Raw genomic sequence first — 17,107 nt, forward strand, 5'->3', positions numbered from 1 at the left:
GATGTATGCAGTTTACGAAACTGCGTGCCAGGTTATGCCTTGACCACCGCTGCCTGCTCCTGCACTTTAAGGCCCTCAGGAGTCAAGACGCGCTGCAGCCAGCTCATAAATACCTCTATCAATATGGCCAGCACAGCCACGGAGACTGCGCCAACGATCAGTTCGGTATAGTTGAAAAGGTTAATCCCCTCAACGATGTAGTCTCCAAATCCACCCGCGCCGATGAAGGCCGCCAGCGTTGCCGTAGCGACAATCTGAACTGCCGAGGTGCGGATACCTGCCGCAACAACCGGCAGGACAATGGGGGCTTGAATGCGGGTGGCAATCTGCAATCTCGTCATTCCCATTCCCCTGGCCGCATCAATCATCGCCGGATCGACTCCACGAATGCCCGTATAAGTGTTGAGCAGGATAGGTGGAATCCCCAGTATGATCAACGCGATGACGGAAGGCTCAAAGCCAAGACCAAATGGCGCCACAAATGCTATCAAAACCGCGATGATAGGAATGGCGCGCATCAGCCCGCTCAAGTTGACCGCAAGGAAGGAGAGGAAAGGATTGCGGGAAACAGCAGCTCCAAGCAACACGCCTATGATAATTGCCACCACAATCGAAAAGCCGCACAATTTGAGATATTCGACGGTCTCTCCCACATAATTATTCTGTGGATTCGTGATGAAGTTGATGTAATCCATCTTGCCTGGCTCTCCTTTCTACGCGACGGACAACGCACTACGCCCGCGATTGAGCGCTGTTTGCAACCCCAGTAAAAGCAGATCGGCGGCTATCGCGAAGATGGCGATTAAAATAGCCCCTCCGTAAACCGTATTGAGATCGCCCGCCGCGCCTGTAGCAAGGCTCTGAAAAATCAAATCTCCCAAACTTCTCTGGCCTACCAGTGATGCCAGCGACGCTATACCTATGGTAGTCACCGTCGCGATGCGAACTCCTGCCACAATCACAGGCAGCGCCAGTGGCAGTGTCACGCGCAAAAGCACCTGCCACGATTTCATGCCCATCGCTCGCCCTACTTCAAGGAGCAGAGGATCGACACCGTTTACGCCGGCGGCGGTATTGCGAATTAACGCCAGCTGGTTATAGAGGACCAGGGGAATGATAGCAGTTGCAGGCGTCAATTTCGTAATTGGGATGAGCAGCGCAAAAGCCGCCAGGCTGGGAATGGTATACAATATGCCCGATGCCGTTACCACCGGAAGATAGAGCCGGCGATAGCGCGCTACCACTATCCCAAGGGGAATAGCGATAATGAGCGAGATGAGCATGACGATTACAACCAGTTCCAGGTGCGCAAGAAACAGGTTCGGTATGCTCTCTGGATCGCTCAAATCGTAGTTCGCGGGCTGCAGGATAAAATTCATATAATCCCTCGTATCTACCACGCATGCGGGACGCGATATATCGCGTCCGTACGCGGTTAGCCGCAAGGCGCGAATAAACGCGCTGTCCTATATCGTTGTCTCTTCCAGGGTGGTTTTGTTACTTTGCGTCCTTGTGATTTCCCGGTTGATGCTGGCGAGGGTAATGTATCCGAGAGGTACGTCTGAGTCTTTGTCTTGAACGGCAAGGGCGGGGGCATTGGTTTCGAGGAGTTTCAACATAGCTTGCAGTAGCGTGGCATCTGAAGAACTTGTCGGAACGTCACCCCAATGCGCCGAAGACACGGCCTCTGGTTCATTATCCAATGCATCTGTAACCGGTAGATACTCAAGCTGGCGCAGGATACTATCCGCTCCTACCAGTCTGCGTACAAACTCGTTGGCGGGATGCGCAAGCAACTCGACAGGTGTGCCAAGCTGCATCAATTGGCCCTCATTAAGAACAGCAATCATATTACCCAGTTTGAATGCCTCTTGAATATCATGCGAAACGAACAGAATGGTTTTACGCACATCGCGCTGGATGCGCAACAATTCATCCTGCATGCGTTCGCGCGTTATGGCATCGAGCGCCCCAAACGGTTCATCCATGAGCAGGATCGCGGGATCGGTTGCCAACGCTCGCGCCAGGCCAACGCGTTGCTGCTGGCCGCCTGAAAGCTGGCGCGGAAAACGTTTGCGATATTCACCTGGTGGCAGTCCAACCAGTTCCAGCAACTCGTCGACGCGCCTGTTGAGGCGATCCTTCGTCCAGCCGCCCGCGATTTCGGCGGTCACGCGAATATTCTCGGCGATGTTCATGTGTGGAAATAGACCAACCTGCTGGATGACATATCCGATGCGCCTCCGCAGCTCGATAGGATTTTCCTCCAGCACGTTTTTACCATCGATGATAATTTCACCCGCGGTGGGTTCAATCAGGCGGTTGACCATACGCAACAGCGTCGTTTTGCCTGATCCCGAAGTGCCAACCAGCATGCACGTTTTGCCTTCCGGCACCTCAAAGCTTACCTTATCGACGGCAGGCTTACTGGTTCCCTTAAACTGCTTGGTGATCTCGTGGAACACGATCTTTGCCATGCCGTTGAACTCCTTGATACTCAACCATTAAAAATAACGTTCTGCTCACAAAACACATAAAGAGATTATATGAGATATGGTTCGTTATTGCCAGGGTAAACAAAACTTTGGGAATCACACTGAGGCTTCCTGTAGGGATAGCGCCTGGTGCCTGTCCCGGTCGGAGTACAAGGGCAGGCACCAGGCGCTATCCCTACTTTTCCGTTCTCATGTATACGTACTACGTTGCGTTCCAGTTCAATTTCCCAAAAAACAGCAACCAACCATCTTGAGATTAGAACAAATTGTCCTGTCGTATAATTCCCTGTGGCAGGCTGGAAATCGGAGATATGAAGTGGTGATGCACCTGGGGCGCGATCATGCATCATGACGAAGGTCTGTGGTAATCCATGCGGGCCGATCAATCGGCGATGTGTACGGTGAACCGGCCCCTACGGGTCTAGTTGCTGGCATCAAGGGATGTGAGAGGAAGTCGCACGATAAATGTGGATCCGGCGCCCTCCTGGCTTGTAGCTTCAATGGTGCCGCCGTGGTGTTCGATGATTTGACGCGCGCTCGCCAGACCGAGGCCGGTGCCCTCTATTCTTCCGACCACATTGCTGCCACGGTGGAAACGGTCGAAGATAAAAGGCAAGTCCTTTGCCGGAATGCCTATTCCCTGATCGCGAACCTTCAACACTGCCCAGGAAGTAGCTTCGTCATCCTCTCGCATCATTTCGATAACAACCTCACTCCCGTCAGGGCTGTATTTGATCGCATTCGAGATAAGGTTGCTAATAACTCGTTCCAGGCGTGTTGTATCCCAGTAACCCACCAGTTGTGGTACTTCAGCATGAATACGAAAATCGTGCTGTCCCCTGGTTTGTGCATATGTTGCAACCATCTGATGCGTAAGAGCGACCAGGTCGGTTTCTTTCTTATCGAGTTCAAGGGGTTTCCCTATATGCAAGGCTGTGAGGTCAAGTAGCTCGTTTATCAGTGCCGTCATCCTGGACGCCGTCGCGTCGATTCGACTCAAACCGCTCAAGAGTTGCTGCGATTCCTTCTCTACATTCGCGGGTCCTAAACGCTGGGCAACGCGTCGCAGCAATTGCGCGTATCCCTTGATCGTTGCCACGGGATTTTTCAGATCATGAGAGACAATGGAAAACAGTTCTTCCCGCGCGAGAATAGCATCCTGGCGCAGGCGGGCCATCTCAAGATGCGTGCCGACGCGTGCTAACAACTCGCGGGCAGAAAAGGGCTTCACCAGATAGTCATCGGCTCCGGCTTCCAATCCCTCTACCGTCGATTCCTCACCTGCACGAGCGGAAAGCAGGATGATAGGAATGGAGCGGGTGCGTGGGTTGCTGCGTAACGCCTGCATCAGTTGGAAACCATCCAATCCCGGCATCATCACGTCACTCAGAACAAGGTCGGGTAGATGTTGCTGGATAGCCTTCAGCGCAGCCGCGCCATTCGCCACCGCCTCCACCGTCCAGCGGGAACTTAATATATGCTGTAAATAGTCGCGCATATCGGCATTATCATCCACGAGCAAAACGCGCATTTCCCGCTGTCGCTCTGATTCTCTCCGGCTCACCTCTCTCTGCCTCGCATCCTCGGCCTCCCGCGTCGCATCCTCGTCCCGTCCCACTGCATCCTCGACCCCCCGCGTCGCATCCTCGGCCCGTCCCACCGAATCATCGTCCCGTAGGGGCCGATTGATCGTGCCCACCGCCGATTTATCGGCCCCGCTAGCCCCCGGTAACCACCTCAAAGCCTCTTCAATATAGGGGGCCGCGCCAACCGCCGTAGATTGTAATGTACGCTCGGTTTCAATACGTTCAGCAGGCAGGTGGGCCTTCCCCTTTGGAATGGACACGACAAAGCTGGTTCCTTTGCCCACAGTGCTATGTACCTGCACCGTCCCACCGTGCAACTGAACAAGCTCTTGCACAAGTGCCAGGCCGATCCCGGATCCCTCATGCGTGCGGGCGCGTATATCGCGTGCCCGGTAAAAGCGCTCGAAAATATGAGGAAGTGCTTCAGGTGCAACACCTACACCGGTATCGCTTACTTCAAGCTCCACATGCTCATCGACTGAACGCAGTTCGACCCGAATCCCGCCATCCAACGTGAACTTCAACGCATTTGAGAGCAGATTGAGGACGATCTTTTCCCACATCTCGCGATCAACGTAAACCGGCTCAGGCAGAGCCGGACAAAATACTTCATAGTACAACCCCGCCTTCTCTATAGCAGAACGAAACGAACTGGCCAGTTCACGCGTATAGGCAGCGAGGTCAACAGGTTCATATGTAGCCTGGATGCGCCCGGCCTCAATGCGAGAGAAATCAAGCAGCGTATTTACCAGCTTCAGCAGGCGTAAAGCATTACGCCATACAATCTCAAGGCGTTCCTTTTGCTCTGGTGGAAGTGCATGAGTGTTATCCGCAAGCGCGTCTTCAACCGGTCCAAGTAGCAAGGTAAGTGGTGTGCGAAATTCGTGGCTGACGTTGCTGAAAAAAGCAGTCTTGGCCGCGTCTAACTCGGCCAGCGCCTCGGCCCGTTCGCGTGCCTCCTGGTACGCGCGCGCGCTGGCTATAGCCGTCGCAATCTGCCCGGCGACCAGCTCAAAAAAACCGCGGTACTCCTCGTCAAGCATTCGCATAGGACTGATGCCCGTGATGAGTAATCCATAAGGGGTATTCTGCCCCGGTCGCGTCACAGACAGCACCATTGCTGAAGAGGGCCGCATCTCAGGCAGCATAGAGTTATGTGCCAGCAATTTCAGTTCGCCACAAAATTTATCCAGCCGGTCTATCAATTCGGCTTTGCCTGTCTGGACTACCTGCTTAAAAATAGTATGCCATTGCTCAGCATGCTTATCCAGGCCAGTGAGATAGATGGTGGAAGGCACGATGGATGTATCGTCTTCCAGACCCGCGGTACACACCAGCCGGGCCTGCTTTCCATCCGTGTCAAGCAAATACAGCAGCGCGAAAGGAATATCGGCCGGGTTGTTGGAGATGGTTCTGGCAGCAATCGAACAGACCTCTTCATCTGCCTTTGCCCCCGCCGTACTTGCCGCAAGCTCGCGCAGTGTGCGCAGGCGCCTTTCTCCCAGCACCTGCTGTGTCGTCTCGGTCACCGCCGTAAAAACGCCACCAATACCACCCGTTTCGTCTCGAATCGGGCTATAAGAGAAAGTGAAATAACATTCTTCAACGTAACCGTTGCGGTCAAGGGGCAGTAACTGATTCTCCGACCATGTGGCCTGTCCCCTCGTCAAAACGCCCCCCAGCATTGGTCCAATAATATCCCATATCTCCGGCCAGCATTCACGACCCTTCTGCCCCATGGCTTGTGGATGTTTAGTAGCTCCCAGCATTGGCCTGTAGGCATCGTTGTAGAGCATCACAAGTTCTGGCCCCCACCAGATTAGCATTGGAAAATACGATGCCAGGCAGATACTTACCGCGGTGCGCAAACTCTGTGGCCAGCTTTCGACGGGGCCGAGTATGGTGGTAGACCAGTCTATCGAGCGCATCAGTGCCCCCATCTCTCCGCCGCCCGCCAGTATCTCTGCCTTCAAACGGGATGGGGCATTGCCATGCGATATGCGTGTTAATTGGACCTCCTGGTATTCAAATAAATCACCCGTTCTGGGCGTCATCTCGCCAGTTTCCATGCTATCTTCAATCTTGTCGTCATGTGCTGTTTTGACCTGATCAAAGATGTTGTCCATAACTGGCCCCTTCTAAAATAAATAATTCCTGATGGCTCTCTCCATATCACCAGTATGTCACTATGACGGTCATATATTAAACAACGGGTAGAGTTTAGTCAAGCACGTCTATTTCCCGCTTCATTTCCACGAAGGGGAATTGTACCAACGTTTATCTTTGTAGATCAAAATGATGCAGATCGCAAGAGGCCGTTTAAACGTCTTGCATCGCCATCCATTCCTATCGTCTCGTATATTTTAGATGTGGAGAAGAGCTACATGCAGCGCACTCTTGTACGCAAGCTCGGAATCACCTGCGTAGTCGTTATCTTTGTAGGAATCAGTATTCTCAGTATTGCGTTAATTGCACGTGCCCAGAATGATGCACCTTTCGTTCTCAAAAGCCAGGTCCCTCCGCTCGTGAGCCGCGCTCACCTCGCCGGACCCGCCAGTTCGCAGCAGCAACTCAACTTATCTGTCGGCCTGCAACTGCGCAATCAGCAGGAATTGGACAACCTGCTCGCGGCTATCTATGATCCCCATTCCTCCCTGTATCATCACTTTCTCACACCCCAGGCATTTGCCGCCGAATTTGGCCCAACGCCTGACCAGGTGCAGCAGGTCAAAGACTATCTCCAGCAGCAGGGGTTAGTCATTACTCATGTTTCTCCCAATGGGCTTCTGATTGATGCTACTGCCACCGTTGCCGAGGCCGAAGCTGCCTTCTCAGTAACGATCAACAACTATACGTTGGGATCGAATACTTTTTTCGCGAACGCTAATCCGCCTGTCATCCCGTCTTCGCTCTCATCGCTTATTGCCTCTATCGGTGGGCTCGATAACAGCGTCAAAATGCACCCACTCTATCAGGTTATCAGCCGTGGCAAACCATCAACCGGCTTGAATACTCGTGTTCCGCATACGCAGACCTCTCCAAAGGCCGCGCAAAGTGGTTACGGCCCATCAGACCTCAACGGCGCTTACGACGGCACCGCCCTCGAACAGGCAGGTGGCCAGGGCAACGGCCAGTCCGTCGCCGTCTTCGAACTGGATGGCTATCAGAGCAGCGATGTCACCACCTATTTCCAGAACTATAACCTTGGTAATCCCAGCATCACCAATGTCACGGTCGATGGCTTCGACGGCTCAGCAGGCGCGGGCGCCATCGAGGTCGAGCTGGATATCGAGGTCGTCGCCGCTATGGCGCCCAAAGCCTCTCAGATCGTCTATGAAGGGCCAAATACGACCCAGGGCGTCAACGACACCTATAATCAAATTGTGACCGACAATAAAGCCCAGGTTATGACCGTTAGCTGGGGCGAATGTGAAGCGCAGAGCGGCAATGCCGAACTGCAAACGCTCGACAACATCTTCAAGCAGGGCGCCGCGCAGGGCATCTCCATGTATGCCGCAGCAGGCGACTCCGGGGCTTATGACTGCAATGACACCAATCTCGCCGTAGATTCGCCCGCCGACGACCCCTACATCACCGGCGTCGGCGGTACGAACCTGCAAATCAGCAATGGCGCGTATGGCAGCGAATCGGTCTGGAGCAATCCCACCGACACGCAGCGCAGCCCCGAAGGTTCCGGCGGTGGTGGTGGCCTCAGTAGCTTCTTCCCAGAACCCAGCTGGCAAACCGGCCCCGGCGTCAAAAACCAGTATAGCAACGGCAACCGCGAAGTGCCCGATGTCTCCGCCGATGCCGATCCCCAGACCGGCTATGCCGTCTATTGTACCGTCTCTGCCGCCGGTTGCTCCTCAAGTGGCGGCTGGATTGTCGTTGGTGGCACCAGTGCCGCCGCCCCGCTCTGGGCCGGCAGCACTGCCAGCATCAACGATTACCTGCAACAGCATTCGAAATCGCGTATCGGCTATGCCAATCCCGTCCTCTATGGCCTGGAGAACGCGCAGCAGCCCAAAACGCCCTTCCACGACGTGACCAGCGGCAACAACCTCTATTATCCGGCCACGACCAATTATGACGAAGCCAGTGGTTGGGGTTCGCCCGATATCTATAACATCGCCCAGGACATTGCCGGTGGAGTAAATCCGCCACCTCCGTCACCAACGCCAGGCCCGACTGCGACTCCATCGCCCAGCCCGACGGCCACACAAACGTCCACCCCGTCGCCGAGTCCAACGGAAACTTCAACGCCGCCACCCAGTCCGACGGTTACCAATACGCCTGAGCCTACATCCACACCGCCGGGACCTTCCAACTCGCTGATTCAGGATGGCGGCTTTGAAGATGGTCCCGGCATCTGGCAGGAATCCTCGGCGGGCGGCTATGAACTCATCGACACTACCAACCCACATAGCGGACAGTACAGCGCCTACCTGTGTGGCTACAGCAGCTGCGATGATGTCATCAGCCAGGATTTCACCGTTCCCACCAATGCCTCCAGCATCAGTTTGAGTTACTGGTGGTTTGGTGATACCAGTAGCACCTCATCCAGTTGCAAAGATACTTTAACTGTTTCATTGCTCGATAGCAATGGCAGTGTCATCGGCAAGGTTGAGCAATCCTGCAACACCGACGCCAACCAGAGCTGGCAGCAGGTGCAGGCCGATCTCACCTCCCTGCTCTCAAGTTATGCCGGGCAGACAGTAACGCTCGTCTTTGAAGGCCAGACATCAACTTCACACGCGACGACGGCCTTCTTCGTCGATGATGTAGCAGTCACGGCCTCGTAGGAGATAAACAGTACACCGCCGGCATCGTTCCGGTAGTTGTCCTGTACCTTGATTTCGCGCAAGCTGGCCGCTAGAATGTCTAACAAGGCATTCTGGCGGCCAGCTTTTGTGAAGGAGTATTTTTTGATGATAACTGAGCAACTGGTGATCGGCGGAGAGCGCGTTTCCGCCGCGGATGGTAAAACCTTTTCCGTCATCGAGCCGGGGACGGGCGCTCCTTTTGCTGAAGTGGCTGAGGCTGGCCCCGGAGATGTCGAGCGGGCGGTACAGGTAGCTTGCAGAGCATTTGAAAGCGGGCAGTGGCCGCGTCTCAGCGCGACGGCTCGCGGGAGAATACTGCTGAAGGCCTCGACCATTGTGCGGGGACGCCTGGAAGAAATCGCAGTGATCGAGGCACGTAATGCAGGCAAGCCCATCCGCGATGCGCGCGATGAGATTGGCCTTGTGGCCGCGGTCCTCGAATACTGGGGCGGTGCCGCTAACAAGATTTTTGGTGAGACCATTCCAGTGCAGGATGCCGGTCTCGAAGTTACCCTGCGGGAGCCGGTAGGCGTGTGTGCCCTCATCACCCCCTGGAACTTCCCGCTCGTAATCGCATCGTGGAAGATCGCGCCTGCCCTCGCCTGTGGCAATACCGTTGTGGTGAAACCAGCCCAGCTCACGCCGCTTTCAGTGCTGGCATTGGCCAATATTTTAATGGAAGCCGGGCTGCCACCGGGCGTTATCTCCGTGCTGCCTGGGCCTGGCTCCGTCACCGGCGATGCGCTGGTCAGGCATCCCCAGGTGGGGAAAGTCTCGTTTACCGGCTCGACGGAAGTTGGCTCGCACATCATGCGCCTGTGCGCGGACAATATCACGCGTGTCTCCCTCGAACTTGGCGGCAAGGCGGCGAATGTCGTATTTGCCGATGCTGATCTGAACCGCTGCATTGAATCTTCTCTATTCGCCGTCTTCGGCAACTGCGGCCAGGACTGCTGCGCGCGTTCCCGCATCCTGGTTGAGCGCCCAATCTATGAGGAGTTCGTCGAACGCTTCTCGCGACGGGTGGAAGATCTCAAGGTCGGTAATCCTCTGCATGAAGAGACGGAGATCGGTTCGCTCATCTCGGCAGGCCAGCGCCAGCGTTCGCTGGATTATATCGCGCTTGGGCAGGAAGAGGGAGCGAGGCTGGTAGCCGGTGGAACCATTCCAGATGATGAGAGCGGATTTTTTCTGCGCCCGGCGGTACTTACAAGCACCGATAACGGGCTGCGGGTTAACCAGGAAGAGATATTCGGGCCGGTCGTCAGTATCATTCCTTTCGATACAGAGGAAGAGGCAGTGCGTATGGCCAACGATACAGTCTATGGTCTGGCAGGTTCCATATGGACGCAGAATCTTGGCCGCGCCATTCGCGTTGCCAAGGGCATACGCGCCGGAGTCCTCTCCGTCAATTCCAATCACAGCGTGCATACGGAGGCGCCATTTGGTGGCTACAAAAAGAGCGGCATTGGACGCGAAATGGGTATGCATGCCGTGCAACTGTTTACGGAAGTAAAGAGCGTGTTCTTTTCGCAGGACTAGTTTCTCAATCTCTATGCTATTCGTGTGAGCCTGGTGAATCTTTCCAATCAAATAGGGGTAATCCTGTAGGGACAGTGCCTGGTGCCTGTCCTGGAACCGCTATCAAGATGCAAGCAATGGGTGATGCCTCGTATTTTATCCTGTTTTGCCTGCGCGAGTAAGTATTTCGCTGCTGAATTCACTCGATTTGCGGGTGGACGTTAGTCAATTGCGCTTGACAGGGTTATTAAAATCATGTATCCTACATACAATCAACTGAAGACCGAAAACGCAACGATCAGGATCAGTAGACGAAAGCGCAGTCAAATAGCGAACCGGGAGAGTGCAAGCCGGTAGATACAGCGCCCGCCGAACCCACCTGAGAGCGCCGGCGAATCACAAGCTGGCCGGTACCTCACCGTTATCTTGAGGCGCGGTTGCATCACATTCGACCGTATGAGAGGAGTTGTGCTTCGCGGCATAACTCAATTGAGGTGGTACCACGGGCAACATTCAGGCTCGTCCTTGCACAAGGACGAGTTTTTTTATGGCATTTTTTAGGCGAGATGGTTCATCTAATCAATTAATGAAGGAGAACACGTAATGGCAGAATCAGAAAAGTTTGTTGAAGAGATTGTTGACCAGGAGGATGATTTTTCGCTCTGGTATAACCAGGTCGTGCGTAAGGCCGAACTCGCCGACTATTCACCCGTGCGCGGCTGCATGATTATCCGCCCGTATGGCTACGCGATCTGGGAAAATTTGCAGCGCCTGCTCGATGCCCGTTTCAAAGAGACCGGCGTCGTCAACGCCTACTTTCCCCTGCTCATCCCACGCAGCTTTCTGGAGCGCGAGGCCGAACACGTCAAGGGCTTTGCGCCGGAGGTTGCCTGGGTCACACGCGGCGGCGGCGAAGAATTGGAGGAGCCGCTGGCAATTCGTCCCACCAGCGAGACCATCATTGGCCACACCTACGCAAAGTGGATTCAGAGCTATCGCGACCTGCCCATCTTGATCAACCAGTGGAATAACGTTATGCGCTGGGAGAAACGCACCATCCTCTTCCTGCGCACGGCAGAATTTCTCTGGCAGGAGGGTCACACCGCCCATCGCACACTCGAAGAAGCCGAGGAGCGCACGTTGCAGATGCTCGAAGTCTATCGTTCCTTTGCCGAAGAGGACGCTGCCATGCCCGTTATTGCCGGGCGCAAGAGTGAGAACGAGAAGTTCGCCGGCGCGTTGCGTACCTACAGCATCGAAGCACTGATGGAAGACGGCAAGGCGCTGCAGGCTGGAACCAGTCACAACCTGGGCCACAACTTCGCACGGAGCTTCGATATTCAATTCCTGGATGCCGATGGACAGCGCAAATACTGCGCCACCACCAGCTGGGGCATGAGCACGCGCATGATCGGCGGCATCATCATGGTGCATGGTGATAAGTCCGGCCTCATCCTGCCCCCTCGCCTCGCGCCTTACCAGGTCGTCATCGTCCCCATCTGGCGCAGCGATAGCGAAAAGTCGGCGGTCGGCGAAATGGTCGAGCGGCTGGAAAAACTGCTCAAAGGCAAGGTTCGCTTCCACGTCGATAGAAGCGAGAACACGCCTGGCTGGAAGTATAACGAATGGGAACTGCGCGGCGTGCCTGTGCGCATGGAGGTCGGGCCGCGTGATGTGAAAAACGAGAGCGTCATGCTCGTACGTCGCGACAATCGCGCCAAAGAATCGGTGAAGGTCGAAGCCCTGCAAACGCGCCTGCCGGAACTGCTGGAGGAAGTGCAGTCTGCGCTCTTCCAACGCGCCGTCGAATTCCGCGACAAAAATACGCACTATACCGAAGACTACGAAGAATTCAAGCGCATCATCGCCGAGGACCGCGGTTTCGTGCGTGTGAAATGGGCCGAGGACAGCGAGGCCGAACTGGCCATCAAGGAAGAGACCAAAGCCACCCTGCGCGTCATCCCATTCGATCAACCCGCGGGTGGAGTCAAGGGCAAGGCCATCTACACCGGCAAACCGGCCACCTGCGAAGCGATTTTTGCGCGAGCGTATTAGGCGAGAACAACCATGATTACCTATAGCGATTTTGAGAAGGTCGATATTCGCGTCGGCAAAATAGTGCAGGTGGAGGATTTCCCACAGGCACGCAAGCCTGCATACAAGCTGAGCATCGACTTTGGGCTGGAAATCGGCATCAAACGTTCATCGGCCCAGATCACCAACTATAGCAAAGAGGAATTGCTGGGAAAACTGGTCATGGGCGTCGTCAATTTTCCACCACGGCAAATTGGCCCATTTTTCTCGGAAGTATTAACGCTTGGTGTTCCTGACGGCGACGGTAATGTCATTCTCTTAAGCCCAACAAGGGATGTTCCCCTGGGAGGGCGGATGTTTTAGGAGGAAGCGTCATGCGAGTAACTGAACTACTCTCGAAAACGCAGCGCGAAGCTCCCCGCGACAGCGAAGGCGGCAACCAGGAGCTACTCGTGCGGGCAGGTTTTGTACGCCAGCTTACCTCTGGCGTCTACACCTACCTGCCACTGGGCTATCGTGTCATGCACAAAATTATGGAGATTGTGCGTGAGGAGATGGAGCGCGTCGGCGGGCAGGAGGTCATTTTGCCCATCATTCAACCGATGGAACTGTGGGAGAAACAGCCTGCTGATGGGCACCCTGGGCGTGCCGAAAAAATGGGCGATATCCTCTTCAAGCTCAAGGACCGCAGGGGACGCGATATGGTGCTGGCTCCGACGCACGAAGAGGTCATCACCTCCCTGGTAGCCGAGTTTGTGCGCAGCTATCGCGACCTGCCGCAGCTCATCTACCAGATCAACACCAAGTTTCGTGACGAGCCACGACCGCGTGGAGGACTGCTGCGCAATCGTGAATTCATCATGAAGGACCTCTACAGCTTCGATGCCGATTTTGAGGGATTGGAACTCAGCTATCAGGCCATGGCCGAGGCGTATCGCCGCGCCTTTACACGTTGCGGATTAAAGTTTATCGCTATAGAGGCCGACAGCGGCGCAATTGGCGGCAAGGATTCGCAGGAATTCATCGCCATCACGGAGGCTGGCGAAGATGATGCCATAGTATGTGACAGGTGTCGCTATGCCGCGAATCGCGAGAAGGCCGAGTTTGTACGTATCGAGCTTCCGCGAGAGCCAGAGGCGGCGTTGGAGGAGGTGTATACGCCCGGCACCACCACCATAAGCGACCTGGCAAACTTCCTGCACATTCCCGAGGCGAAGACCATCAAAGCCGTCTGCTATGTCGCGGGTGGCAGGCTCGTACTCGCTATTGTGCGCGGCGATCTGGAGATTAACGAAGTCAAACTGACCAACGCGCTCTACCACGCGGGCATCAATGCCGCGGATTTACACCTGGCAACGCCGCAAGAGCTTGAGAAAGCCGGAATCGTTGCCGGCTATACCTCGCCGGTTGGCAAAGACGAACGCGTATTCATCATTGCCGATTCCTCGCTAAAGATGGGCAACAACTTTGTCGCGGGAGCTAATCGCGTTGATCATCACATCAAAAATGTGAACTATCCGCTAGATTTTCGGGTCGATGAATGGGAGGATATCGCCTCCGCTTATGTGGGTGCGACCTGCGCGCGCTGCGGTGGGACGCTACGGGCCGTTCGCGGCACCGAGGTGGGCCACATCTTTAAGGTAGGGACGCAGTACAGCGACCTGTTCAATGTTACCTACCTGGACGCGGAAGGGATAGCGCATCCAATCGTGATGGGTACCTACGGTATGGGTATCGGGCGCATGATGGCAGCCGTGGTCGAACAATCCCACGACGAGAAGGGCATCACGTGGCCAATTACCATCGCACCCTACCAGGTCATGCTGATCGGCCTTGATCTCGACAAACAGGAAAATCTGATGGCGGCCGAGCATGTCTACAGCTACGCGCTGGCTGCGGGCATCGAAATCCTCTACGATGACCGTTCCGAGAGCGCTGGCGTCAAGTTGAAAGATGCTGACCTGCTTGGTATACCGGTACGAGTGGTCGCCAGTAGCCGTTCGCTGAAAAATGGAGGCGTCGAAATCAAAATGCGCAGGCGTGATGAGACTCGCATCGTCTCCTTACAAGAATCAATCCTTGCCATCAAGGAGGAAATCTGGCGTGCGACAGCGTCCATAAACGCCAGAGTATGATGGATGAGTTTTGCTTTAATCCCTCCGGCGGGGAGATTAAAGCAAAACTCATCCATCATACCTCTCTAGAATAAAAAACAAACAGGATGATACCCGTCACTATCAAAATGATACCTAACCCTGCCATAGCGAAAAGCAGGGCCGTGTTAGGTCCACCGCCGTTCGTATTGCCACCCGTCCCATTTGTTGGCGTAGGTGTAGCCGTAGGAGTTGCTGTAGGCGTGGCCGTCGGCGACGGAGTCGGCGATGGTGAGGGCGAGGGAGACGGCGATGGCGAGGGAGACGGAGACGGCGATGGCGATGGAGATGGTGAGGGAGACGGAGATGGGGATGGTGAGGGAGACGGAGATGGTGAGGGAGACGGGGATGGCGAAGGTGAGCCTACGATTGGTGAGCTGACTTCCTTGTTTTCATATTGAAAAGAGCCACGACCGCCAGGGACAGCGCCTGTTGCATAGGTGCGCGGTATGAGTATGCCAACGAATGCCAGCAAGCAGAAGCCACAGCATACCAGTAAAAAGAAACAGCGAAATATTTTTGGCAACATAAAACAACCTCTCACAACACACAAAAATAGATTCTATACTACAAACGTTATGTTGCGGAGAGTTGTAACGCGCCGCTCATTGTCCCTGCTTGCTGCGCTGCCGGAATGCCTCGTAAAGTGCAATGCTACCCGCTACTGCCGCGTTGAGCGAGTTGATCTGCCCGCGCATCGGCAGCTTCACCAGCAGGTCGCAGTGTTCGCGCACCAACCGGCTGATGCCCTTGCCCTCGTTACCAACGACGAGCGCCAGTGGACCCGCCAGATCGGCCTGGTCATATTTGGTTTTGGCCTCTCCAACCAGCCCGATGACCCAGATATTCTGTTTCTTCAGGTAATCGATAGTGCGTGTAAGGTTGGTCTCCTGGGCGATGAGGAGATGCTCGGTCGCCCCAGCCGAGCTTTTGACGACTGTGGCATTGATTTCCGCGGCGTGATGCAGGGGTAGAACAACCCCATGCACGCCGACTGCCTCAGCTGTGCGCAATAGCGAGCCAAGATTGTTGACATCCTGAATCGCATCCAGGATGAGCAGGAAAGGCGCTTCATTTTTGCTACCAGCATAGGCGAGTATCTCATCCAGGCTCACATACTTGCGCGCTTCGACGATTGCCAGACAACCCTGGTGTACGGCTCCCTGGCTCAATTGATCGAGGCGCTGGCGTGGTACGGTTTCGACAGGAATATGCTTGCGTTCAGCTTCTTGCAGGATAGCAGCGATAGGAGAACTCTCGCGCTGTCCCTCGGCCAGCAGGATGCGTTTGATCCGGCGCGGCGAATGCAGCGTCTCCAAAACGGGATTGCGCCCCCAGATATATTCAGGCATCATAACTCCTTCAATTTTCCCTGATATGCTCAACCACTTCACGAATTGCCTCAACCACCAGTTCGGGCTGCTCGATATGGATGATATGGCCGCTATTTTCGGCGATAATCAGCTTCCCCTGCGGTGAGAGCCTGGCCATCTCAGCCTGCATTTGCCGCCAGGATTCCTCGGCCTTTTCTATCTCCCGTTCCGACATCATGCCCTCGAACATATCGGGCTTGCCGTGTGAAAACACCACCAGCGGAAAATCGAACCGCGTGCAGGACGTCGCCATTCTGACGCTTTCTCCCATCCAATTGCTCTCCAGGGCAGCCGCGAGCAGCGTTTTACGCAGGCTTCCGGCCACCACCATTGGCTGGAACACTGCCGGCAAACCTCTCGCGAAATCCAGCGCCGCATCCACTCCTCGTAGTCGTATATAGAAACGAATCAGACCGGCCCGGTTGATGAGCGATAAGAGACGAAATTTGACGCGATTCATCAGAATAAAATAGCGCAACTCGGCAGGATTATGCCGGGCTATGGTGGTAGGAATGGCATCGACCAGCACAAGACCCGCGACCTCGTCCGGATACTCACCGGCATATACCGCCATGTTCAGTCCGCCAAAAGAGTGTCCAACCAGGAGGTATGGGCCGGGAATATTGGCATTTTTCAGCAGCGCATGCAGTTCTTTACTGATCTGGCGGCTGGTGCGAGGGTTAGGGCCGAGATCGCTCCAGGCATAGCCCGCGCGGTCGTAGATGCATACGCGAGTGAAGGTGGCAACCTTCGCCTGCACCAGGCTCCAGACCAGTGAAGTATGGCACAGGCCCGCGTCCATAACTACCGTAGGGCTGCCCTCACCGGAAGAGTAAATATGCAGCCGGTAGCCTCCAACATCCACCAGTTTGCCCAACGATGGATAGTGACGCGAATCTAGAAAGAGACTAATTGCTTGATAAATTGCTCCAGCCATGAATAAAGGGAGCAAGGATAAGGCGAATCCGGTGAAAAGATGCCTTATCCCTGCGCGGATAGCTTGAGTTCGCATGAGAAAGCCTGGCCGTCTACCTTTCTTGTTTCTGAGTGATGTGTATGCGTATAGCATCTATCACTGAAGCGAACAAGTCAAGAGCAAGGTATCCCTCTGACTTCGATGTT

Annotated in this window: 12 protein-coding genes; 6 read left to right on the forward strand and 6 right to left on the reverse strand. The window is 54.9% G+C overall.

Annotated elements, in window-relative coordinates; genetic code table 11:
• Window positions 1–32 precede the first annotated feature (32 nt).
• The 4 genes from VFA09_01905 to VFA09_01920 form a co-directional block, all read right to left on the reverse strand.
• The gene (locus VFA09_01905; protein HZU66006.1) at window positions 33–695 is read right to left on the reverse strand and encodes an ABC transporter permease; all 663 of its coding nucleotides are present in this window, start codon (window positions 693–695) and stop codon (window positions 33–35) included.
• An 18-nt stretch (window positions 696–713) separates the two neighbouring features.
• Window positions 714–1,379: an ABC transporter permease gene (locus VFA09_01910; protein ID HZU66007.1), complete on the reverse strand. Its 666-nt coding sequence runs from the start codon at window positions 1,377–1,379 to the stop codon at window positions 714–716.
• Between the two features lie 87 nt (window positions 1,380–1,466).
• Window positions 1,467–2,477 carry an ABC transporter ATP-binding protein gene (locus VFA09_01915; GenBank protein HZU66008.1) on the reverse strand — a complete coding sequence of 337 codons (1,011 nt, stop codon included), beginning with the start codon at window positions 2,475–2,477 and terminating at the stop codon, window positions 1,467–1,469.
• A gap of 439 nt (window positions 2,478–2,916) precedes the next feature.
• A complete protein-coding gene (locus tag VFA09_01920) occupies window positions 2,917–6,207 on the reverse strand; it encodes an ATP-binding protein (protein HZU66009.1) in 3,291 nt (1,096 codons plus the stop codon).
• 258 nt (window positions 6,208–6,465) lie between these two features.
• On the opposite strand from VFA09_01920, the gene VFA09_01925 reads away from it, so the two are divergent.
• The 6 genes from VFA09_01925 to VFA09_01950 all read left to right on the forward strand — a co-directional run bounded on the left by VFA09_01925 (window position 6,466) and on the right by VFA09_01950 (window position 15,013).
• Window positions 6,466–8,883 (forward strand): protease pro-enzyme activation domain-containing protein, encoded by a 2,418-nt coding sequence (locus VFA09_01925; protein ID HZU66010.1) that lies wholly within the window; start codon window positions 6,466–6,468, stop codon window positions 8,881–8,883.
• Window positions 8,884–9,009: 126 nt separating this feature from the next.
• A complete protein-coding gene (locus VFA09_01930; GenBank protein HZU66011.1) occupies window positions 9,010–10,446 on the forward strand; it encodes an aldehyde dehydrogenase family protein in 1,437 nt (478 codons plus the stop codon).
• Window positions 10,447–11,028: 582 nt separating this feature from the next.
• Window positions 11,029–12,480, forward strand: a complete 1,452-nt coding sequence (proS, locus tag VFA09_01935) for a proline--tRNA ligase (protein ID HZU66012.1) — start codon at window positions 11,029–11,031, stop codon at window positions 12,478–12,480.
• Window positions 12,481–12,492: 12 nt separating this feature from the next.
• Window positions 12,493–12,822, forward strand: coding sequence for a tRNA-binding protein (locus tag VFA09_01940; GenBank protein ID HZU66013.1), 330 nt, complete (start codon window positions 12,493–12,495; stop codon window positions 12,820–12,822).
• An 11-nt stretch (window positions 12,823–12,833) separates the two neighbouring features.
• On the forward strand, window positions 12,834–14,594 hold the full coding sequence (locus VFA09_01945; protein HZU66014.1) for a proline--tRNA ligase: 1,761 nt from the start codon (window positions 12,834–12,836) through the stop codon (window positions 14,592–14,594).
• A gap of 143 nt (window positions 14,595–14,737) precedes the next feature.
• Window positions 14,738–15,013: a hypothetical protein gene (locus tag VFA09_01950; protein ID HZU66015.1), complete on the forward strand. Its 276-nt coding sequence runs from the start codon at window positions 14,738–14,740 to the stop codon at window positions 15,011–15,013.
• A gap of 204 nt (window positions 15,014–15,217) precedes the next feature.
• Here the strand turns inward: VFA09_01950 and rlmB are convergent, their stop codons facing one another.
• Together rlmB and VFA09_01960 are read right to left on the reverse strand one after the other, a co-directional pair.
• Entirely contained in the window at window positions 15,218–15,967 is a 750-nt protein-coding gene (gene rlmB, locus VFA09_01955) for a 23S rRNA (guanosine(2251)-2'-O)-methyltransferase RlmB (GenBank protein ID HZU66016.1), read from the reverse strand.
• A 7-nt stretch (window positions 15,968–15,974) separates the two neighbouring features.
• A complete protein-coding gene (locus VFA09_01960; protein ID HZU66017.1) occupies window positions 15,975–16,997 on the reverse strand; it encodes an alpha/beta hydrolase in 1,023 nt (340 codons plus the stop codon).
• Between the last annotated feature and the right edge of the window lie 110 nt (window positions 16,998–17,107).

It is taken from the genome of Ktedonobacteraceae bacterium (assembly GCA_035653615.1).
GTDB lineage: Bacteria > Chloroflexota > Ktedonobacteria > Ktedonobacterales > Ktedonobacteraceae > DASRBN01.